Origin of the sequence: Brevibacillus choshinensis, from assembly GCF_016811915.1 — a bacterium.
Lineage (GTDB): Bacteria > Bacillota > Bacilli > Brevibacillales > Brevibacillaceae > Brevibacillus > Brevibacillus choshinensis_A.
The window spans coordinates 4,401,049-4,422,613 of sequence record NZ_CP069127.1 but is presented as its reverse complement, the minus strand read 5'-3'; the positions used below and the strand labels follow the sequence as shown (position 1 = coordinate 4,422,613).

The 21,565-nt window shown below is 49.4% G+C and carries 21 protein-coding genes; 20 read left to right on the top strand and 1 reads right to left on the bottom strand.

Annotation, left to right across the window (positions count from 1 at the left end; all coding sequences use genetic code 11):
- Positions 1 to 69 precede the first annotated feature (69 nt).
- From JNE38_RS22270 to galU, 8 genes are all read left to right on the top strand, one after another.
- Positions 70 to 447 carry a Na-translocating system protein MpsC family protein gene (locus JNE38_RS22270; RefSeq protein ID WP_203353316.1) on the top strand — a complete coding sequence of 126 codons (378 nt, stop codon included), beginning with the start codon at positions 70 to 72 and terminating at the stop codon, positions 445 to 447.
- Between the two features lie 132 nt (positions 448 to 579).
- On the top strand, positions 580 to 1,578 hold the full coding sequence (locus JNE38_RS22265) for a Nif3-like dinuclear metal center hexameric protein (protein WP_203353315.1): 999 nt from the start codon (positions 580 to 582) through the stop codon (positions 1,576 to 1,578).
- Between the two features lie 33 nt (positions 1,579 to 1,611).
- Complete coding sequence (locus JNE38_RS22260; RefSeq protein WP_203353314.1) at positions 1,612 to 2,721, top strand: hypothetical protein; 1,110 nt, start codon at positions 1,612 to 1,614, stop codon at positions 2,719 to 2,721.
- Between the two features lie 145 nt (positions 2,722 to 2,866).
- Positions 2,867 to 3,262, top strand: coding sequence for a hypothetical protein (locus JNE38_RS22255; protein ID WP_203353313.1), 396 nt, complete (start codon positions 2,867 to 2,869; stop codon positions 3,260 to 3,262).
- Positions 3,263 to 3,433: 171 nt separating this feature from the next.
- A complete protein-coding gene (locus tag JNE38_RS22250) occupies positions 3,434 to 4,408 on the top strand; it encodes an LCP family glycopolymer transferase (protein WP_203353312.1) in 975 nt (324 codons plus the stop codon).
- A gap of 172 nt (positions 4,409 to 4,580) precedes the next feature.
- Complete coding sequence (locus JNE38_RS22245; protein WP_203353311.1) at positions 4,581 to 6,029, top strand: hypothetical protein; 1,449 nt, start codon at positions 4,581 to 4,583, stop codon at positions 6,027 to 6,029.
- 404 nt (positions 6,030 to 6,433) lie between these two features.
- Complete coding sequence (locus JNE38_RS22240) at positions 6,434 to 8,125, top strand: phospho-sugar mutase (RefSeq protein WP_203353310.1); 1,692 nt, start codon at positions 6,434 to 6,436, stop codon at positions 8,123 to 8,125.
- 15 nt (positions 8,126 to 8,140) lie between these two features.
- Positions 8,141 to 9,037 carry a UTP--glucose-1-phosphate uridylyltransferase GalU gene (gene galU, locus JNE38_RS22235; RefSeq protein ID WP_203353309.1) on the top strand — a complete coding sequence of 299 codons (897 nt, stop codon included), beginning with the start codon at positions 8,141 to 8,143 and terminating at the stop codon, positions 9,035 to 9,037.
- Positions 9,038 to 9,043: 6 nt separating this feature from the next.
- On the opposite strand, the gene JNE38_RS22230 is transcribed toward galU, so the two are convergent.
- The gene (locus tag JNE38_RS22230) at positions 9,044 to 9,373 is read right to left on the bottom strand and encodes a helix-turn-helix domain-containing protein (RefSeq protein ID WP_203353308.1); all 330 of its coding nucleotides are present in this window, start codon (positions 9,371 to 9,373) and stop codon (positions 9,044 to 9,046) included.
- Positions 9,374 to 9,501: 128 nt separating this feature from the next.
- Between JNE38_RS22230 and sinI the strand changes: the two genes are divergently transcribed.
- The 12 genes from sinI (at position 9,502) to JNE38_RS22170 (ending at position 21,560) form a co-directional block, all read left to right on the top strand.
- The gene (gene sinI / locus JNE38_RS22225) at positions 9,502 to 9,645 is read left to right on the top strand and encodes a DNA-binding anti-repressor SinI (protein WP_203353307.1); all 144 of its coding nucleotides are present in this window, start codon (positions 9,502 to 9,504) and stop codon (positions 9,643 to 9,645) included.
- A 216-nt stretch (positions 9,646 to 9,861) separates the two neighbouring features.
- Positions 9,862 to 11,034, top strand: coding sequence for a glycosyltransferase (locus JNE38_RS22220; RefSeq protein ID WP_203353306.1), 1,173 nt, complete (start codon positions 9,862 to 9,864; stop codon positions 11,032 to 11,034).
- Positions 11,031 to 11,828 carry a glycosyltransferase family 2 protein gene (locus tag JNE38_RS22215; protein WP_203353305.1) on the top strand — a complete coding sequence of 266 codons (798 nt, stop codon included), beginning with the start codon at positions 11,031 to 11,033 and terminating at the stop codon, positions 11,826 to 11,828. The genes JNE38_RS22220 and JNE38_RS22215 overlap by 4 nt, the downstream gene beginning before the upstream one ends.
- A 16-nt stretch (positions 11,829 to 11,844) precedes the next feature.
- Positions 11,845 to 13,191 (top strand): UDP-glucose dehydrogenase family protein, encoded by a 1,347-nt coding sequence (locus JNE38_RS22210; RefSeq protein WP_203353304.1) that lies wholly within the window; start codon positions 11,845 to 11,847, stop codon positions 13,189 to 13,191.
- A complete protein-coding gene (locus JNE38_RS22205; protein ID WP_203353303.1) occupies positions 13,188 to 14,120 on the top strand; it encodes an NAD-dependent epimerase/dehydratase family protein in 933 nt (310 codons plus the stop codon). Before JNE38_RS22210 ends, JNE38_RS22205 begins: the two co-directional genes overlap by 4 nt.
- Before the next feature lie 30 nt (positions 14,121 to 14,150).
- Positions 14,151 to 15,560 (top strand): sugar transferase, encoded by a 1,410-nt coding sequence (locus tag JNE38_RS22200; RefSeq protein WP_203353302.1) that lies wholly within the window; start codon positions 14,151 to 14,153, stop codon positions 15,558 to 15,560.
- Positions 15,561 to 15,585: 25 nt separating this feature from the next.
- Positions 15,586 to 16,956, top strand: coding sequence for a sugar phosphate nucleotidyltransferase (locus JNE38_RS22195; protein WP_203353301.1), 1,371 nt, complete (start codon positions 15,586 to 15,588; stop codon positions 16,954 to 16,956).
- A 15-nt stretch (positions 16,957 to 16,971) separates the two neighbouring features.
- Positions 16,972 to 17,322: an XRE family transcriptional regulator gene (locus JNE38_RS22190; RefSeq protein ID WP_203353300.1), complete on the top strand. Its 351-nt coding sequence runs from the start codon at positions 16,972 to 16,974 to the stop codon at positions 17,320 to 17,322.
- A gap of 176 nt (positions 17,323 to 17,498) precedes the next feature.
- On the top strand, positions 17,499 to 18,158 hold the full coding sequence (locus JNE38_RS22185; protein WP_203353299.1) for a YveK family protein: 660 nt from the start codon (positions 17,499 to 17,501) through the stop codon (positions 18,156 to 18,158).
- A gap of 16 nt (positions 18,159 to 18,174) precedes the next feature.
- Positions 18,175 to 19,233, top strand: a complete 1,059-nt coding sequence (gmd, locus tag JNE38_RS22180; RefSeq protein WP_203353298.1) for a GDP-mannose 4,6-dehydratase — start codon at positions 18,175 to 18,177, stop codon at positions 19,231 to 19,233.
- Positions 19,230 to 20,606, top strand: a complete 1,377-nt coding sequence (locus tag JNE38_RS22175) for a flippase (RefSeq protein ID WP_203353297.1) — start codon at positions 19,230 to 19,232, stop codon at positions 20,604 to 20,606. The genes gmd and JNE38_RS22175 overlap by 4 nt, the downstream gene beginning before the upstream one ends.
- The gene (locus JNE38_RS22170) at positions 20,607 to 21,560 is read left to right on the top strand and encodes a GDP-L-fucose synthase family protein (protein ID WP_203353296.1); all 954 of its coding nucleotides are present in this window, start codon (positions 20,607 to 20,609) and stop codon (positions 21,558 to 21,560) included.
- Positions 21,561 to 21,565: the final 5 nt, after the last annotated feature.

Here is a 21,565-nt window from a genome sequence, read left to right as displayed (position 1 = left end):
ACAAGTTTCGGTCTGTCCATTATAGTAATGAATAACTTTCTGAAACTAGCAGCATACGGGGTGCGGTCTATGAATCCGCTTGTACTCAGCGCAGGACAGTTTAAGCAAGAATTGACGAAGGTCTACAACGAAGTGAATCTGCAGCTGTTTCAAATCGGAGTCAAACGGCTGCGCGTCGATTTTGTAGGGGACAGGATTTTGTTCATGACCTACCATCGGCGTGTCCCAGCAATTCGCTCAGTCGACGAGAAAAATCGGGAACTCACACGGATGATGGATATTCTCTTGATCGACGAGTTTAAAGTGCTGTTGAAAGAACGTCTGGAAGTGAAGTATGAAATCAAGGTGGTCTCTATTCTAAAGGACTACGACCCGGAAACCGAGCTGTCGGCAACCGTAGTCGTACTCGATCAGAATGTGGAGACGTACCTCCAAAGGCAAAGCTGACTGGTAGAATGATCTCGATGAGAGTGCAGGACGGCCGTCAGTACGCAAATAAGCAGGGTTGGGTTTTTTTCCCTTTCCTGTTTGTTTGGTACTGCCGGCTATTTTTATTTTCCATAACGGGAGGAAAGCAAGATGACAACCATTTCAGATGTAGTGATCGCACTGGACAAACTTTCGGGGGGAAGGGTGAGCGACTCCAATTCTGAGCATTCCTTTGCCATCTGGAAGGATTCGGGGATTAGCGGAAAAAGGGTGCAGGAGAGTCCCGGTCTTGTCTGGGGCGACCCAGATCGTAAAGTGAAAAAACTGGCGGTGGCGATGACCCTCTCCGAGCACGACATCGAGTTGGCTGCCGCTACCGGAGTAGACGCGATCGTCGCGCACCACCCGATTGCTGACGCCGCCAGTTCAGGAGGAGTGACGCTGAAAAACTACTTGAGTCTCTCCGGCTTGGCAGTGCTGGAGCTGCATGAGGCCTTTCATGGACTGCACCCTGGCATAGCGTTTTTGCATGGCCATCAGGTCCGGTACGCCGACATTCATTACGGCGGAGTGGAAGGGAATGTGCTGTTTGTCGGTACCGTGCTCCCAGAGATAAGGGTTTTGGGCGATATCCTTCAGCGGCTGGATTCGTACATGGGATTGGAGCAGGAGAAGGAGCTGCTGAAGATGGAGCGGGAGATTCGCGGAAGCTCATCGGCGATCGAGGCGACACTGGTGACACAGGGGCGAATCGTGCTTGGGAGCAGAGAAAGTCCCGTGAAACACGTGCTGCACATCTTCCCTCACACTGGCTTTTCTCCGTCTCATTTGCGTCAGGCAAAGGAGCAGTTCCCGGAGATCGACACCGTGCTCGCGTCCATCAGCCGTGTTCGGAGCGACAGTGAATTGGTTCGCGAGGCGGAGCGTTTGGGGCTGCGGTTTGTCATTGGGAACTGTCATGTCCTAGAGATTTTGGAGAACGGCCTTCCTCTGGCTTATGCTCTCGAAAAGCTCCTGCCTGAAGTGGAGGTGGTTGTGTTCCGAGAGCGGGTGACATCCATTCCGCTAAGAGAAATGGGGGGAGAGCGAATCCGGGAATACGCAGAGAAGATGGCCGATCATTACCTCGTCAAAAAAGTGAATGTGTAGCGAATCAAATCACCAATAAAGGGGGATATGGAAATGGCAAAACCGCAGGAGCAATTGGAAAGCGTCTATTCGCTGCAGCAGGAAGCACAAAAAAGGGCATGGAGCCCGATGGAATGGGTGGGACTGGGACTGGTCGTGGCAGTCACGGCGCTCTTGATTTTTCAACCGAGTGTGCTAGGAGACGCGTTTACTGCCATGCTAAACAAGGTGAAGCCGATTGTAGTCGACGTGTTTTTGATGGGGACGGTTGGTGTGGCTATCATCCTGAGCGTGATGACCGGCAGAATGCTGGAGCGTTTAGGCTTTACCGATGCACTGATGCGAATCTTTGTTCCGATCACAGAGCGGATCCGCGTAAACCCGTCCGTCGTTATTCCTGGCATCTATAATATTCTCGGCGATATCAACGCTGCTGGAAGGATTGGCGGTCCGATTCTGAAGCGGGCGGGTGCCACGAAGGACGAGCAAAAGATCGCCATCGCCACGATGGTGCAGTCGCAGCAGTCATTTTCCTGTTTTATGCTCGGTCTCATCTGTTTGTCTATTGCCGGTATCGAGGCATTTCCTGTCGTGTTTCTGGCTATTTTCGCCCCGCTCGTCGTAGTGCCTTTTGTATTGAGCCGGACCATCTACCGGGACACGAAGTCGGTGTCGTTTCACGATTTGCCCTCATTCACTCCGAGCACACCCTTTTTTACCACCCTGTTCAACGGGGCAAAGGAAGGCGCAGAGCTGCTGTTTCTTCTGGTCATACCGGCAGCCGCAGTGATCTTCGGGATCATCGGGCTGCTCGATTACGCAGGGATATGGCAAGGGATTGAGAGTGCACTATCAGCAGGGCTCAGTTGGATCGGCGTAGAGCCCAAGACAGGGATTACGGCGATCATGGCGTCTCCGACCTTGGCGATGGCCCAACTGAAGGAGATGGCAGCAACCATTGATCCCAGGTTGGTGGTGGGGGCTTTCGTCCTGGCGGCATCCGGTCTTCCGCTCTCCGACGTGTTTGGACAAATCCCGGCGATCTGGTCTGCCAATTCCGACCTTTCGCCTCGGGAGGCGCTGACTGCCGCACTGGTCGGCATGGGGATGCGGATTGTGACCGTAGCGATCTTTGCATTTGGCTTGACGCCTTTGCTGGTTTGATAGAAAAACTCCCGTCCCCACCCTGATGCTCTCACTGCCTTCTGTCCAGTCCCCATGTGAAATTTTTATACAAAATGGCAATTGACTAAATATTTCATAAAATAGTAACCTAGGGGATATGAGATGCCATTAGACAGGAGGCCGTATGAATCAGGTGACGAAAAAATACCAAGCGATTGACCAGGAGATCGTTCTGTTTAACGACGAATATTATTTGAGCGTAGTACACCTTGATATTTCTCCCCTTAATACACCTGAGAGAGAGTCACTGTTTACGCATTTGTTTGAATTTGAGAGCAATGATATCGAGCTGGAGATAGACGTCTCAGAAGAGCATGAAGGAAAGTGGTATCTGCAAGTCTTGGTGCCACATGTTCTGACGCTTCCTGACGTTGCCCGCAAGCGGCTGGAGCGAGGACGGGAGGAGCTGGCGACGCACTGGGCGAAGCAATCGGTGAATCCGACCCAAGCCCAATTGTGCGGGGAAGACATTTACCAGTATGTAAAACGATATAACCCGAATTTACAGGTTATCGGATAAAGAAAGACACCAAGATACAGCGATCAATCAAGATCGCTGTTTTTTGTACGCGGGTTCAGGAAGCTGCCAGCAGCAAATGTGAAATTTATGACGCGAGTCAAAAGTCAAGCGGAGGCGTAATAGGCTAGGAGTAGAGGAAATGTCCGATGACTGGAGTAGGAGAGCTAGCTCATGAAAAGATTCATGCGAATGTTACTCATTCTCTTGTTAGCAGGTGCTGGAGCCGTGTCCTGGTATTTTTATGACCTGTACAAAAACATGGAGGAAACAGCCAAAGCGATTTACGAGCCCCTGCCTGACGTCTCCTCTGCATCAGACACGACTTCTCCAAGTCCGCCGCCACAGATTCAGGCGTCTTCCGCTGAGCCAAAAGAGCAAAAGGAAGAGGTGCAGCCGGAAAACAAGGCAGTGTCCATCCTGTTGTTTGGTGTTGACAAGCGAGGGACTGATGCGGGTCGTTCCGATACCATCATATATCTTGTGAGCAATCCTACATTGAAGCAGACCCTGATGTTCAGCATACCCCGTGACACACGTACGCAGCTATCGGATGTAGGCCGGCAGGACAAAATCAATCATGCTTATGCATTTGGAGGGATGTCCGCGACAGTCCGTACAGTCGAGAGCTTTTTGGGTATCCCAATCGATTATTACGTAAAGGTCGATATGGAAGGCTTTCTCAACATCATCGACTCACTCGGAGGAGTCCAGGTGGACAACGCGCGAGCTTTTAGCTATGAGGGGTATCACTTTGGCAAAGGGAAGATTTCCCTGGATGGAAAAATGGCTCTGGCTTATGCACGCATGCGGCATGATGATCCGGAAGGGGATTTAGGACGAAATAAAAGGCAGCAACTGATCGTGGAGCAATTGATGACCAAAGCCAAGGAAATTAGCACGGTCAACAAATTGGATAAAGTGCTGGCCGATATTGGTGCCAGTGTCAAAACCAATCTGACCTTTGAGGACATGAAGAATCTCATGTTCCACTACAAAAGTGCACTTGATCAAGTGAATGTGCTCAGGATTAGCGGCCAAGGCCAGATGATCAACGGGATCTACTATTATGTCGTATCTGCTGAGGAGCGAGCACGGATCAAGAAGCAGATTGAGGAGGTCCTGCATGGTCAAAGCCAGCATTCCTAAACGCATGTGCAGGTAGCTGCCATTTAACGAGCTGACACCTGAGAAAACAGGGAGGTCAGCTCGTCTTTTGATGGGTAGGATTCTGCGGAAAATGGGAAAAGCCGTGGCTAAAATTCTGGCTTTGCATATCGTATAGCAGGTCCACTCCACGAAAAGAAGGGAAGGTAGGTTGATGAGTATTTTAACTCCGCAACCGTATGTTGTTTCCATTACGGATTACAAGCAATATGCATTAAATGTAGGGACGTCGACTGAAGACTGGTCAGACGCTATCCAGAGAGCTGTCAACGACGTGTCCCAAAAAGCTAGTAACAGTTCTAACGGCTTTGAATCGAATATCCAGGGGATCGTTTTATTCCCCATACAAAGGTTTAAGATTCGCAAACCAATCCTGCTGCCACCACAAGGGATCGTCCTCGAAGGAACCTCCATTTCCTCCGTTGTTTTGGATGATATTTACACAGGCAAATTCACGTTTGTTCCGTGCACCATCATCGAAAAGACAACCAATACAACCTATGGAGTCAAAACGCGGAAATCGCGAGGCAGTGCCGTTATCGACGATTACAATGTCGACGCCTTCTTCCTCGTAGACCACGGTGAAAATACAACGAATTACAATACCTCGCTTACTAATTTGACGCTTTACTCCACTGCCCCCCAAAGAGTGCGATACGGTATTTTCGCTCCTCGAACGACCCACGCTACCCTCAGCAATATCCAAACCTACTACTGCGATTACGGTTTCTTTACGTATGATTCATGGATGACGAAGATTGATAAATTCTTCGCCAGGGACTGTGTTTCTGCCCTCTGCTGGAAAGATGACGGTAGCAATAACGGAACGGGTACAACGTTGAATGCAACAAACGTTTGGGCGAACACGGCTCAAGTGGGGTTCGATATCACCCTCCTGAACTACTCGACCTTTACCAGCTGCGGAGTCGATCACGTGGACACAGGAACGGCCCGCGCCTATTCCTTTAAGAAATGCAACGGGATCACACTGAACGGGTGCGGTGCCGAGGATATCAAGGGCGATGTTCTTTATTTCGAGAATACGAGTGCTGTGGTAAACACGTTTAACTCCTACTATCTCCTGGGTGCACCAGTCAGCAGAGGGACGTCCGCTATCATCTTCGTAACCGGATCCTCGAGCGTCGTGTTTAATGCTTGCCGTTTCCCCAACTATCAAACCTCCGATCCATCCGACCCAACGTACACCTTTTCGACTACCAACAACTTTAATCACATTGTGCAAAACGGGGCAGACGCGATGTTCAATTTGTGCCAACTTCCGACAAACGGCAACAGCTACGTCTCTTACAGTAACAACAGTACGGGCACTTACGTCGATGAAAACGGGACAACTACCTGTATCAACGTAAACGGTATCATTTACAAAGGGATTATCGTGAACGGGCAGAGGCGGATGCTGGGAACCGCGATGCCAACTACAGGCAGATGGACGGCTGGAGACCGAATAGAAAATACAGCCCCCTCTGTCAAAGGGACAAGTGGAAGTCGATATATCGTACTGGGGTGGTGCCGCATAACGACCGGAAGCAGCAACGTCCTGAATACAGACTGGGTACAAATGATCAGCTATACGGGTTCGTAAATCGCAGATTTGCAAGCACCTCGGAGACCGAGGTGCTTTATCATTCAAAAAAACTTTCCTGAATCCATCAGCAAGAATACTAACCTTGGATAGTTGTCTTAGAAAAAGTTAATCGACTATGGTAGGAATAATGCGTTAAAAAGACTATTGACAAAACAACATGCGCTCACGATTCGCTATTCTTTCTCGTCAAACGACAAATTAAGTCTATTGTCATTCAAATAGGCGTATTGTAGTATAAGCCTATCCGACGATCCTCCCAATATGTAGCGATTGGAATATGGTGTATGGCGTAGAAGCTGATGCTGAATCCAGAGGTGACCTACGTGCAAAATAGAGATGAGGAAAAGAATCCAATTGAAACTGCAAGGAAAGAGTATACTCGATGGTTGGGGCACGAATCGATGCCGGCTGACCTCCTAGCTGAGCTGAAGCAAATTCAATCAGATAGCTCCGAAATTGAAGAACGCTTTTACAAGGATCTTGAGTTCGGAACAGGGGGAATGAGGGGTGTCATAGGTGCGGGGACCAACCGTCTGAATATCTATACGGTTCGCAGGGCTGCTCTGGGAATCGCCCGTTATCTCGGCAAAAAGGCGGAGGCAGAGGTAAGGCAAGGCGTCGCGATTGCCTATGATTCACGTAAGTACTCTAGAGAATTCGCCCAGCAAATGTCCGATCTGCTATCCCGCACAGGTATCAAAGTTCATCTGTTTCCTGAAATTGCTCCGACTCCACTGCTCTCCTTTGCCATTCGTCATCTCCAAGCCTCCGCGGGTCTCGTGCTCACCGCCAGTCATAATCCACCGGAATACAACGGAATCAAAGTATATAACCAGGAAGGGGGTCAAATTACGGAAGAGGATGCTCGCGGCATCTACGAAGAAATTCAGGCCATCTCAGATCCACTTGTGCTATCGATTGAGGAGCTTTTTTCCCAAGGCGATACAGAGTCCATCGTCATGATTGGAAACGATGTCATTGAAGCGTACAGCCAGCGAGTAGAGCAACTGCTTTGCCAGCGTCAACTGATAGCGGAAAGGGGTGGAGATCTAACCATCGTCTATACACCTCTGCATGGAACGGGGGCAACGATCATTCCCGACATCTTGAAGCGGGTGGGTTTTACAAAGGTATGCCTCGTAGAGGAGCAAGCGACAGCAGATCCTCGTTTTCCGACCGTAAAAGCGCCAAATCCAGAGGAGCCTCAAGCGTTTGAATTGGCGCTGAAGCTGGCAACTGAGTTGCAGGCCGACCTAATCATGGCGACAGATCCGGATGCAGATCGGCTGGGAGTCCTGGTCAAGACAGGGACAAAGTACGAAATGGTGAATGGCAATCAACTGGGAGCTTTGATCTTGTCCTATCTCCTTGAACAATCCGCTGGGAAAGACAAAGATATGCAGCTTCAAAAGGGCCTGGTGCTAAAAACCATCGTTACCTCAGATCTGGGGGAGAGAATCGCTGAAAGCTATGGTGTCGAAACCTTCAATACACTCACAGGATTCAAGTATATCGGTGAAAAAATAGAAGAGTGCTGTAAGACGGGCTCACACACGTTCATCTTTGGATACGAAGAGAGCTACGGCTATCTGGCAGGAGATTTTGTTCGCGACAAAGATGCGGTGCAAATGACCATTCTAGTTGCTGAAATGGCACTGTATTATCAACAGCAAAGCAAGGGACTGTTCCAGGTGTTGGACGAAATCTACAGCAGGTTCGGCTACTACCGCGAAGAGCTTCACTCCTTTACGGCCACAGGAAAAGAAGGGCGATTGCACATGGAGGAGAGCATTGAGGGTCTTCGGGAGAATCCTCCCTCTCAAATGGCAGGGATTGCTGTATCGGTCGTTGAGGACTACGAGCTGCAAGTGAGAACGGTGATGGAAACGGGACGGACGGAACCACTCCTTCTCCCAAGAGCAAACGTCATGAAAATCATTTTGGCCGATGCTTCTTGGATGACGGTCCGACCATCCGGTACGGAGCCCAAAATGAAAGTGTATCTGAGCACTAATGCCCACACAAAAGAGGAAGCTGACAAGAAAATAAGTCTGCTGCGTGGAGCAATGCATGATCTGATCCGTTTTTCCTAGGAGGCTGTTCACGACATGGCGCAGACAACCATAAAAAAAGCAATCATTCCGGCGGCAGGTCTGGGTACTCGATTCTTGCCAGCGACCAAAGCCATGCCAAAAGAAATGCTGCCGATCGTCGACAAACCGACCATTCAATATATCGTGGAAGAAGCGGTAGAAGCGGGGATCGAGGACATCATTATCGTGACGGGAAAAGGGAAACGTGCGATCGAGGATCACTTCGACTCAGCGTTCGAGTTGGAGCATAATTTGTTGGAAAAGCAAAAGCTCGATCTGCTGGATCGGGTACGGTACGCAGCCAAGATCGCCAACATTCATTACATTCGACAGAAAGAACCTCTGGGATTGGGACATGCCATTTGGTGTGCGAGAAAATTCGTGGGGGATGAACCATTTGCCGTTCTGCTGGGTGACGATATCGTCCGTTCAGAGATACCGTGCATCAAGCAACTGTCCGAAATATTTGACCAAACGAACTGCTCCGTTATAGGAGTCCAGGAGGTACCAGAAGAGCATATATCCAGATATGGAGTAGTCGATCCCGTCACGGAGGAAGGAGGATTGTATCGCGTGCGTGCATTCGTTGAAAAGCCTCCGCGAGGAACAGCGCCCTCCAATCTGGCCATTATGGGCAGGTATATTCTGACGCCCGCGATATTTGAGATATTGGAAAGACAGGAAAAGGGAGCGGGTGGAGAGATTCAGCTGACAGATGCCATTCAGAGTCTGAACGAACAACAGACCGTGTACGCCTATCAGTTTGAGGGGGTGCGGTACGATGTAGGAGACAAACTGGGTTTTATAACGACGACACTTGAATTCGCCATGCAAAACGACGAATTACGGACTCAATTGATGCGCTATTTAGAAAATTGGATGCAGGGGCAAACCATCTCGCAAAAAAGGTAAGGACGGCTACTCCTTGTTTTGTGCCAACTTCCATTTTTGAAATTCCAGAAACCCGCGAAATTCTTCCTTGCTAACACCGGATCTCATGGCTTCCAAGACCAATTGGCTCCACTCATCGTCCAGATCATGTTCGGTCAAAGAGTCATTCTCAATCAATACGTTCATGGGAACATCAAGAACTTGAGCAATCTTTTCAATGAATTGAAGAGAAGGATTTGATTGTATATCACGCTCGATGGAGCTCAAATAAGACTTGGCTACTCCAGCACGTTCCGCTAGTTGCGACAGGGAAATACCCTTTTCGTTACGCAGTTTCTTGATACGTGACCCAATCATGTAAGAATCATCCTTTTTCTTTGCTGATTCTTACATTATAGCAGGAAAAGAACATTTTGCCCAATAGTGAAACCCGCAGGCTGATTTGGACAAAGGAAGGAGCAATATGTTCGAGAGGAGTCGTTGCCATGTTCGCTAAAGAGATCGGCATCGAAGAGATGGACGAAGAGTGGAAGAAATTGATCGAGGAGGCGAAAATGCTGGGAATTACAAAGGAAGAGATCCAGGACTTTTTGCTGATGGCTACCAAGAGAACAACAGGACAGCGGTAAAAGACCAAAAAAACGCTGAGATCTGGGACTATTGTAATTAAAATGTTCTTTTTTAAGAACGGATATGAAAAAGCTCAAAAAACGTAAAAAAACAGATTAAACGTCCTTAAACGGCTATTTTAGCCGTTTTTTTTATTTCCTTTCGCCGCATATACTTAAAGAAATGGTTCCTTATAAAGAACGAAAAATGTTGGGAAGGATGATCGTGAAGACGGAATGGCAACTCCTACGAAAGTCTGTATTTTTGCACCCGTACACGTTTCCACCGATGTCAGAGTGTATCAAAAAGAAGCGAAAGCACTCGCTTCCGCTGGATATTCAGTCGTGCTTTTGGCCAGATCAGTTGAGGGTATGAACGAGGAATTGTCTGGAGAGATGCTTTCAGTGGAGGGAGTGCCACGTTATAAAAACCGCCTTCAGCGATTCCTGCTGCAGCCACTGATGCTCAGAAAGATCTTGAGGACGAAGGCATCCATCATTCATCTGCACAATCCCGATACGCTGCCCCTCGGGTTTTTATTGAAGCTCTTGGGCAAGACGGTCATCTACGATACGCACGAGGATTTCACCCAACGCATTTTGATGCGTGAATGGATTCCAGCGAGGCTGCGTACGTACATCGCAAAGGCAGTTGGAAAGCTGGAAGCTTGGGCGGGGCGCGTATTTGACGCATCGATTGCGACACAACCTGACGTCGCAAAGCGTTTAGGGAGTAAATGCATTGTTCTTGAAAATGCACCGATCTCCAGGGGAGAGCTGATTGAGCGGGCGTACGCATACAGCCACAGCATTCCCAGAACAGTGGAATTTCGGGCCATTTATGTGGGGACGATCGGCCGCAGTCGGGGTCTGATACAGATGGTAAAAGCCATGGAATACGTCAATCAATATGTTTCTGCGAGGCTGTGGCTCGTTGGCCCCGTTCACGATCAGGCAGGGATGGAGGAAGCGAAAGCGCGAGCGGGCTGGAAGTACGTAGATTACATGGGAAGCGTGCCCCAAGAACAGGCATTTGCCTATATCATCCGGGCGGACGTCGGGCTGATCACTATTTGCGACATCGGCGATCACGCAAAAACAAGTCCAAACAAGATTTTCGAGTACCAACGGTTTGGCATTCCCTTTATCGCTAGTAATTTTGCAGCTTGGAGGGAAAAAGTGGGACATGTAGGGGCTGGTGTCTTTGTCGATCAGGAGGATGCTCTGGAGATTGCCCAGATGATTACCTTGATGCACGATAGGCCACAGCTTGCAAAAGAGATGGGGCGAAGAGGAATGGCGTATACGATCAATGAGTACAACTGGGAGGCGGAATCGGAAAAGTTGGTCAGTCTTTATCAGTCTCTTTCACAGACCAAACCATCATGGGTGAGAGGTGTCGCACAATGACGGTGTCCCCAGCCCGTTCCATTCAGGAAGGACATGCGCATCCGTTGGTGTCTGTGATTACACCGACTTACAATGCGACCAGGTTCATTAGGGAAACAATCGACTCCGTGAAAAGGCAGACCTACCCGTACTGGGAGCTCATACTGGTTGACGATTGCTCGAGCGATGAAACTGTCTCCTTGATCCAGGAGGAGCTGCACGATCCCCGTATACGCCTGATCGTATTACCGAAAAACAGCGGGGCTGCTGTGGCGAGAAACACTGGCATTAGCGCCGCAGGAGGAAAATATCTCGCCTTTTTGGACAGCGATGATCTGTGGCTGTCCGAAAAGCTGGAAAAGCAGGTCACCTACATGCAGCATCATGATGTTGCCTTTACCTTCACCCGGTACCGCATGATTCGGGAAAATGGCACGCTTACTCCGTTTGTGGTCACCATACCGCAAGAGATCGATTACAACGGTTTGTTGAAAAATACGATCATTGGCTGCCTTACCGTCATGCTGGATCGAGATAAGCTGGGACTCGTTCAGATGCCAAACATCCGGACACGTCAGGATACGGCGCTGTGGCTGCAAATTCTCCGGGCAGGACATGTGGCGTACGGGATTCAGGAGGAGCTCTCCCAGTATCGCCAGGTGGAAGGGTCGATTTCCAGCAACAAGTGGAAAGCAGCCCGAAATACGTGGCGGCTGTACCGGGATATCGAAAAGCTCAGTCTTGTGCGAGCGTCGTGGTGCTTCTTGCATTACGGCTGGAACGCTTGGAGAAAAAGAGTGGATCAGCGTGGATAAGAGAGGGATAGAACATATGAAATTGGCCATTGTCGGAACAGGGTACGTCGGACTAGTCACAGGGGTTTGTCTAGCCAGCATCGGCCATAGTGTCGTGTGCGTGGATGTGGACCGTGAGAAGGTCGCACAGCTGCAGGGAGGAAGGGTACCGTTTTTTGAGCCGGGACTGGATGAATTGCTGCAGGAGCAAGTCCATGCGAAGCGCCTCTCGTTCACGATCCATCACGAAGCGGCATTTGACCAGGCCGAAGTGATTATCATCGCCGTGGGCACTCCCCAAGGAATTGACGGTTTGCCAGATTTGCGTGCGCTGATTGAAGTCGCCCGCAACATTGGACGGACGGTCAATCACGACGTTATCGTGGTCATCAAAAGTACGGTACCGGTTGGGACGAACCATTTTCTTTCACAGATCATTGCAGAAGAGCAGTGTCATCCCGTATCCATCCAGATGGCCTCCAATCCAGAGTTTTTACGGGAAGGCTCCGCTGTCTACGATACCTTTCATGGAGACAGAATTGTCATCGGGGCAGCAGGAGAGGGGGTAGCAAACACGCTGGAGGCACTTTATCGGCCTTTGCACATTCCGTTTCTGCACACCGATATCCGCAGTGCCGAGATGATCAAATACGCATCCAATGCCTTTCTTGCAACCAAGATCAGCTTCATCAATGAAATTGCCAATCTGTGCGAAAGGCTAGGGGCGACCATCGAGGATGTCGCGCGGGGAATGGGAATGGATCAGCGTATTGGGGAGAAGTTTTTGCGAGCTGGCATCGGCTACGGGGGGTCATGCTTTCCCAAGGACGTCAAGGCTCTCATGGGAATGGCAGAGCTGTCGGACTATACGTTTCAGATTCTTCAGGCTGTCGAGCGGGTCAATCGCATGCAACAGCTTCGTTTAGTCGAAAAAGCAGAAAAGCGGTTGGGCGATCTGCGCGGACAGCGGATTGCCCTCCTGGGACTTTCCTTTAAGCCGGACACGGATGATATGCGTGAAGCCCCTTCCTTGGCGATTGCAGATGCCTTGTTGAAAAGGGGGGCGCAGGTTGTCGGATACGATCCGGTCAGCATGGAAAACGCTCGGAACTTCTTGCCAGCCCAAATAGAACTGTGCGAGAGTGCCGAGCAAGCGCTGGAAGGTGTCGACGCAGCCTTCCTTTTGACCGAATGGATTGAATTTACAATGCCAGTGTTTGCTCTGCTGCTACAACGAATGAAAGTGTCCGTCGTGTTTGACGGCAGGAACTGCCTGGATGCTCCTGCCCTAGCGAGGCTCGGGATCGAATATCATCCGATCGGTAGAGGGATTGACGCACAGCTGGTCACGACAAGTTTTCAGGAAAAAGGGAGAGAGCCATGAAAGTACTTGTGACGGGTGGAGCTGGCTTTATCGGTTCACATATTGTGGATCGACTCATCGCAGATAATCTGCAGGTTATCGTGGTAGACAATCTTTCGACTGGTAGAAGACATCAGGTTCATCCGTCAGCCACGTTCTATCCGTGCGATATTACGAGTCATGCACTGGAACAGATTTTCGAACAAGAAAAGCCGGATGCCGTGATCCACCAAGCGGCCCAAGTCGATGTGCGCCAGTCGATGCATGCCCCCCTTCATGATGCGATCGTCAATATCATCGGGACGCTCCGGCTGTTAGAATGCTCCGTTTTGCACAGCATACAAAAGTTTATTTACGCATCCTCAGCAGCTGTTTACGGAAAGCCTCACACCACTTCCATCAACGAGACACATCCTATTCAGCCCTTGTCCTGCTACGGAATATCCAAATACACACCTGAACAGTACATTGGCGTTTTCTCCGAACAGTACGGTCTGAACTACACGATTTTGCGCTATGCCAACGTGTACGGTGAGAGACAGGAGCTTGCGGGAGAAGGGGGGGTCATTCCCAACTTCGTTCTGAAAATGCTGCAAAACACACCTCCTCAAATCTACGGCGACGGATTGCAAACGAGAGATTTTATCCACGTGGAAGATGTAGCGGCTGCAAACGTAGCAGCCTTGTCAGCTGGTGACAGAGAGGTGTTGAACGTAGCGACTAGCCAGGCATTGAGCATCAATGATCTGGTCGAGCTGTTGAACGAGATGATGTCCATCCGGATCGCGCCGGTCTACATGCCTGCCCGAGAAGGCGATATTCGAGACAGCTGCTTGAACAATGAAAGGACCAGAGAGGTGCTGCAATGGGAACCTCAAGTCTCCTTGCATAGAGGCTTGCTCCAGACCATTCATTATGTTCGGAACAAAATGTCCATTGTCAGCAGCTGACGATTCCATCGAAATAAGCAGGAGGAACCTATGAGTGGCAACAGGCTGAAGCTTCGTCTTTTACTGCTGGCTTTACTCGACGTTGGTTTACTGAATGCGTGCTATGCGATTTCCTTTCTGTCTCGATTTTCGTTTGATGTTCCGCTGCGAAACGTCAAACCGTATCTGACCTTGTTTCCCTGGATATCGATTCTGTGTCTGATCGCCTTTTACATGTTTGACCTGTACTCCGACTGGAAGCGAAAAAGCCTGCATCATCTGGTTTATACGATCACGCTGTCACTTTTGCTGGTGATGATTATGACCATGTCACTGACGTATTTGGGCAAAGGCTTTTCGTTCCCGAGAAGCGTGATCCTCTTCGCGACCTTCTTGCAGATTATCGTTCTGGGGGTCAGCCGTTCCCTCCTGTGGCATATGGAGAGAAAAAAGCATGGCAGCAAGAAGGTGCTGATCATTGGAGACACGATCGAAAATGGGGTGCTGCTTGCAGAAAAGTGCATGAATCATTGCAAGGGATGGTTTATTATCCACGGCTTCCTGCCTGCCCACAGCAAAAGGTTCTTGCATAAAAGCATGTCGGACGTGGATATTGTGCTGCTGGGAGGCAGTCTAAATCGGGAAGACAAGGCAGACATCATCAGCTTGTGTATCAAGCACCAAAAAGAAGTGATGGTGGTTCCGGAAATGGTCGAGCTTCTCGCCATGGAGTCGGAGCTGCAGCAAATTGATGATCTACTGGTGATGTCGATTCAACCGCCGAAATTTGCCCCGAAAAAACTGCTGGTGAAACGCAGCTTTGATATTGCAGTGTCTGGACTCATGATTCTCTGTCTATCACCGGTCATGCTGGTGCTCTGCGTGCTCATCAAGCTTACTTCCCCTGGGCCTGCTATTTTCAAGCAGGAACGATTGGGAGAGGCGGGGAGATCCTACTTGATTTACAAATTCCGCAGCATGGTGGTGGATGCGGAAAATACGACGGGACCCGTACTGGCTACAGCAAAAGATCCACGGATTACAAGAGTCGGCGCCTTCATGCGTTCGACGCGTCTGGATGAAATTCCCCAGCTGTTCAATGTGCTGAAGGGAGAGATGAGCCTCGTTGGTCCAAGGCCGGAGCGTCCTTATTTCATCCGGCAGTTTCAAGAGATCCTCCCTGACTACTCCTACCGCTTGTCAGTCAAACCGGGAATTACGGGCCTGGCTCAGATCCTCGCAAATTACAGTACAAAAGTAGAAGACAAACTCCGTTTTGATATTTTGTACGTCAAAACCTATTCGTTTGTCCTCGATATCAAAATCCTGCTCCAGACCATTCGCGTTGTGCTGCAGAGGGAGCAAGCTGCAGGTGTGTCCTTTGACAATGATGAGAATAAGAAGAAACTGCTGCGGCTATTCGGATATTATGACACGGCAAACACGGCAAATCACGAATGAAATCAGATGAACGGAGGAAACACCCATGAAGCTGATTCTCTTATCAGGCGGTTCAGGAAAAAGGCTGTGGCCGCTGTCCAATGACGCTAGGTCCAAACAGTTTCTAAGACTCCTGCAAAACGAGCAGGGGGAATTGGAATCGATGCTCCAGCGCATTTGGAAGCAGTTGCGTTCGGCGAATCTGCAGAAAGATTCGATCATTACAACCAGTTACACACAGGTGGACATGATCCAGAATCAGATCGGGAGTGACGTTGAGCTGTTGGTCGAACCGCAGCGAAGAGATACCTTCCCCGCGATAGCGCTGGCGGCGGTCTATTTGTACTCGATGAAGGAAATCAGCATGCAGGAAATATGTGTCGTGATGCCGGTCGACGCATACGTGGAGGATGAGTTTTTCGAGAGGATAAAGAAATTGGAGGAAGTCTTGGACGATTCAGAGGCAGAGCTCGCCTTGATTGGCGTAGAGCCGACATACCCGTCCGAAAAGTACGGCTACATCGTACCCTTCGCTCATCAGGAGGATAGGGCGTACTACCAAGTAAACCGCTTTACGGAAAAACCGACGAGAGATGCCGCGAAGGAATTGATTGCACAGGACGCGCTATGGAATTGCGGCGTGTTTGCCTTCCGTTTGGAAACGATGATTGCGAGTCTGATCGATCGGGGAATCCCGATTCATTTCGAAGAGCTGCTCCGGCACTATCAATCGCTGTCAGCCATCAGCTTTGACTACGAGTTCGTGGAGAAAACGAATCGGATTGCAGTCCTACCTTATCAGGGTAGCTGGAGTGACCTAGGGACATGGAATACACTCACGGATCAAATGGCGGCCAATCAGGTAGGAAAGGGTCTTGTGGACGAGAGCTCCTGCTCGACTCACCTGGTAAATGAACTGGACATTCCGGTTGTTGTTCTCGGATTGTCCAATGCAATTGTCGCTGCGAGCCCAGACGGAATCCTGATTTCCGAGAAATCGGTCAGCCATATGGTGAAGGAGTGGGTAAAGGATATTGGAACCAGACCAATGTTTGAGGAGCGCAGATGGGGATGGTACAAGGTCCTGGATCATGCGAAATCACTGGATGGCAGCGAAGTGTTGACCAAGCGGATTGGCGTAACGGCAGGCAAAAATCTGAGCTATCAGCTGCACCACATGCGCAGTGAGGTTTGGACGATCATACGAGGCGAAGGGATCTTTTGCTTGAACGATAAAATTTTCCCTGTAAAGGTCGGCGATGTGCTCAAAATTCCCGTAGAAGCGAAGCACGCGATCAAGGCGTTGACCGATCTCGAGTTCATCGAGGTACAAACTGGGCAATCCCTCGTAGAAGAAGACATTATCCGAATTTACATGACATGGGAGGAAATTGAAAAAAACAGTGCGTGGGTATGAAGGGAGCGCTAATCATTGCTGGGGAAATCCATACAGGAATTGCGAACAAGAAAAGGGATCTCCATGTCGGAGCTCGCAGATAGAGCAGGGGTGACAAAATCGTACGTAAACGCCTTGGAGCGAGGGATCAAGACGAATCCATCCATACAGGTTCTGGAGAAAATATCGACGGTATTGGATATGGATTTGGAAAGCCTGGTACGCTATGTTCATGATCGTCAGGACGGGAATATCCCTTTTGACCATGAGTGGGTGGAATTGATCCGCGACATGAAAGAGTCGGGAATCAGCAAAGAAATATTGAAATCATGGAAAGATGCCTGGACAAAAAACCAAGATGAGGGATCTTCAAAATATTCGTCATAGAGAACGTCCGGTAGTGTGGGATTTTATCGAAGCATTCTGTCGAAATTCTAAATGTAGTAAGGAATTTTGCTGATTCCTACACGAATATGTCTGTTCCCTTTTGAGAATATTTGAGGTAAACTATAAGAAAATCGTTCTTTAAAAAGAACGAATAAGTTGGGAGTCCAGGAGGGCATATGAAAGTACGAGATCTATTTGACATGATCTGGCGACGTCTCTGGATTGTCATTGTATTTACCACCGTTGTCACATCTGCCGTCGGTATCTACAGCTACTATTACATCACTCCGGTGTATGGGGCAACAGTGGAGCTACTGGTGATGCCGAACACTGCTGTGGAACCCGAGGAGTCAAGGCAAATCGATTTCAACGATATCCAAACCAGCATCAAATTGATGGACACCTATCAAGTCATGATCAAAAGCCCACGGGTGCTTGAAAAGACAATGATCGCCATGAAGCTGCGGTTATCAACAAGTGAGTTGGACAGCAAAATAGCGGTCAAGCCCGTGAAATCGTCTCAGGTGATCGAAATTACGGTTCGAGACCCGTCCACAGTAACCGCAGTTGAAATCGCCAACACGTTGTCCAAAATTTCAGTGGAAGAGATCAGAGATATCATGAAGATCGACAATATCCAGGTCATTTCGGAAGCGAAGGTATCGGATAATCCCTACCCTGTCTACCCCAGGCCGATTTTGAACATCATTATGGCGTTTGTCGTCGGATTCTTCCTTTCCATTGCTTTTGTACTCTTGTTCGATTCCTACAGTCAATACAAAAAATCCAGGGTTTTGCAAAAGCAGCGGATCATGAGTAAATCCGCTCTCGGATAAAGGAGAGATCCACCAGATGAAAAAAGTAGCGTTGGTTACAGGGGTTACAGGTCAAGACGGTGCTTACTTATCGGAGTTTTTACTTGAAAAAGGGTACGAAGTCCATGGAGTCAAACGGAGGGCATCCTCCTTCAATACTGACCGGATTGATCACCTCTACCAAGACAGGCATGACGAGAATAGTCGGTTTTTTCTCCACTATGGCGATTTGACGGACTCGACGAATCTCATCCGAATCATCCAAGAGGTACAGCCAGATGAGATCTACAACTTGGCAGCCCAGAGCCATGTGAAAGTGTCATTCGAAACGCCGGAATATACCGCCAACGCTGATGGGATCGGGACTCTCCGCTTGTTGGAAGCGATTCGCATACTGGGCCTGAGCGAAAAAACGAAATTTTATCAAGCGTCTACCAGCGAGCTGTACGGATTGGTGCAGGAAGTGCCGCAGTGCGAAACGACGCCTTTTTACCCGCGCAGCCCATATGCTGCAGCCAAGCTCTACGCGTACTGGATAACGGTGAATTATCGAGAGGCTTACCAAATGTTCGCCTGCAACGGCATTCTCTTTAATCACGAATCTCCACTGCGAGGTGAAACATTCGTCACTCGCAAGATTACCCGAGCTGCGGCTCGTATCCGTCTGGGCTTGCAGGATCGATTGTACCTCGGCAATTTAGACGCCAAACGAGACTGGGGCTATGCCAAGGATTACGTCAAAGCGATGTGGCTGATGCTACAGCAGGATGTACCGGACGATTTTGTGATCGCGACAGGAGAGACCCATTCCGTCAGGGAGTTTGTCGAGCTTGCCTTCCGAGAGAGCGGCATTGAGCTGGAGTGGCAGGGGCAAGGTGTCGAGGAAGTCGGGATTCATGCCCAGACAGGAAAGGTAATCGTTCAAGTGGATCCTCAGTATTTCCGGCCAACGGAAGTGGATCTGCTCCTGGGCAATCCGCAAAAGGCGAAGGATATCCTGGGCTGGAGTCCGGAATTCACGTTTGACGAGCTTGTTAGTTCCATGGTACGTGCGGATCTGGAAGCAGCAAACAAAGAGATTCTCTTAACCCTATGATTCAGAAATGGCGTGTCTTCGTGCTTTCCATTATGAACCTGGTAAACAGGAGTCAGGCCCTGAAGAAGATTGTGATCAGTTCGAGCTGGCTGGCCGTGGAGCGTATTTTTCGTATGATCATCTCTTTTTTTGTCGGGATTGCAATCGCTCGATACCTCGGTCCCGAGCAATTCGGACAGTTGAACTACGCTCAATCGTTTGTGGCGCTATTTTCGACAGTAGCGACCTTAGGACTCGAGGGGATTGTCGTTCGTAATATCGTCAGGCAGCCGGAGCGAAAAGACGAGATACTAGGCAGTACATTCGTCCTGAAGCTTTTTGGCTCCCTATCTACCATCGTTTTGACCATTGCGTTGATTACCGTTCTTCGTCCCGAGGATCACTATATGCAATGGATGGTGGCGTTGGTAGCGATGGGCATGATTCTCCAATCGTTCGATACGATCGATTACTGGTTTCAATCTCAAGTAAATGCCAAAGTAAAGGTGTATACTTACGCGACGTCGTTCTTCCTCATTTCGATGCTGAAGGTCGTCTTGATCGTTCTGCATGCGCCGCTCATTGCCTTTGCCTATGCAGGGATGGCGGAAGCAGTCATCATCATGATTGGTCTTTTGATCGGGTACCGTGTTCACGGAAATTACGTGCGAAAATGGCGCGTATCCCTGGGCTGCGCAATAGAGATGCTGAAAGACAGCTGGCCGCTGATCTTGTCCAGTTTGGCTATTCTGATCTATATGCGCATTGACCAGATCATGATTGGGGATATGGTAGGAGATCACGAGCTGGGTATTTATTCCGTGGTCGTCCGCTTGGGAGAAATGTGGTATTTTGTTCCGCTGGCGATCGTATCCTCTACGTATCCCAGCATTGTCCAGTCGAAGCAAATCAGCGATGAAGTTTTTTATGAACGGCTGCAGAATCTGTACGATGTCATGGCTTTCATCGGATACATCGTGGCGATTGCAATGACCTTCTTCGCTCCCTTTCTCGTTTCATTTTTTGGTCAGGAATACAAGACAGCCTCCTCTTTATTAATCTGCTACATTTGGATCGGATTGTTTGTCAATCTTGGCGTTGCCCGCACATCGTTCCTCAACACGATGAACTATACCAAGTGGCAATTTATCACGTCGTTTATGGGCTGCGTTCTGAACGTTCTGCTGAATTTCCTGCTGATCCCCAGATACGGCGCGATGGGAGCGACGGTTGCCTCGCTGTTCTCCTACTGGTTTCAGACGCATGGTTCTTGTTACTTTTTTCGGCCGCTTTATCAGACTGGAACAATGCAGACCAAGGCAATTCTCGTTCCATTCCGATTGAGAAAAATCATATCCCAGCTGCAAGTTCGCTCGAAAGGGGAGTATCTATAAGTGGATCTACGCGCACGCATATTTGTAGCTGGTCATCGCGGGCTTGTCGGATCAGCGATCAAAAGGACGCTGGAAGCGCAAGGGTTTGAGCATGTCATGGTTCGAACTCGCGACGAGCTCGATTTGCTAGATCAAGAGTCCGTTACCCGTTTTTTTGCACAAGAGCGGCCGGAGTATGTGTTCTTGGCAGCTGCCAAGGTGGGGGGAATTCTGGCGAATGTGCAGTATCCCGCTGACTTTCTCTATCAAAACCTGACGATCCAGACCAACGTCATTCACGCTGCGCACGTGTTTGGAGTGAAAAAGCTGTTGTTTTTGGGAAGCTCATGCATCTATCCCAAATTTGCACCGCAGCCGATTCGAGAGGAGTATTTGCTCTGTGGAGAGCTCGAGCCAACCAACGAACCATACGCACTTGCCAAAATCGCCGGAATCAAAATGTGTGAAGCCTACAATCGTCAATACGGCTCCAACTTTTTGGCAGTGATGCCAACGAACCTGTACGGACCCTACGACAATTTTGATCTCGAAAGCTCGCACGTTTTGCCAGCGCTCCTGCGCAAGATCCATGAAGCCACTGTTCATAAGGCGCCAAAAGTTGAGGTATGGGGAACCGGAAAACCGCGCAGAGAGTTCTTGTTTGTCGATGATCTGGCAGATGCATGCCTCTATTTAATGAAATCCTTTGATCGGACGGATACTGCTCCATTCGTCAATATCGGTACTGGAATCGATATAGAGATTGGCGAGCTGGCTACGATGATCAAGCGGATCGTCGGCTATTCGGGGGAGATCGTCTTTAAGCCGGATATGCCGGACGGAACCCCGCGAAAATGGCTGGACGTATCCAAAATGGATCGTTTGGGTTGGCGAGCCAGAACGGCGTTGGAAGAGGGGATCCAGAAGACGTTCGACTGGTTTCTCAAACAGCAGCAATTGATTGTCGGGCCATAGAACAT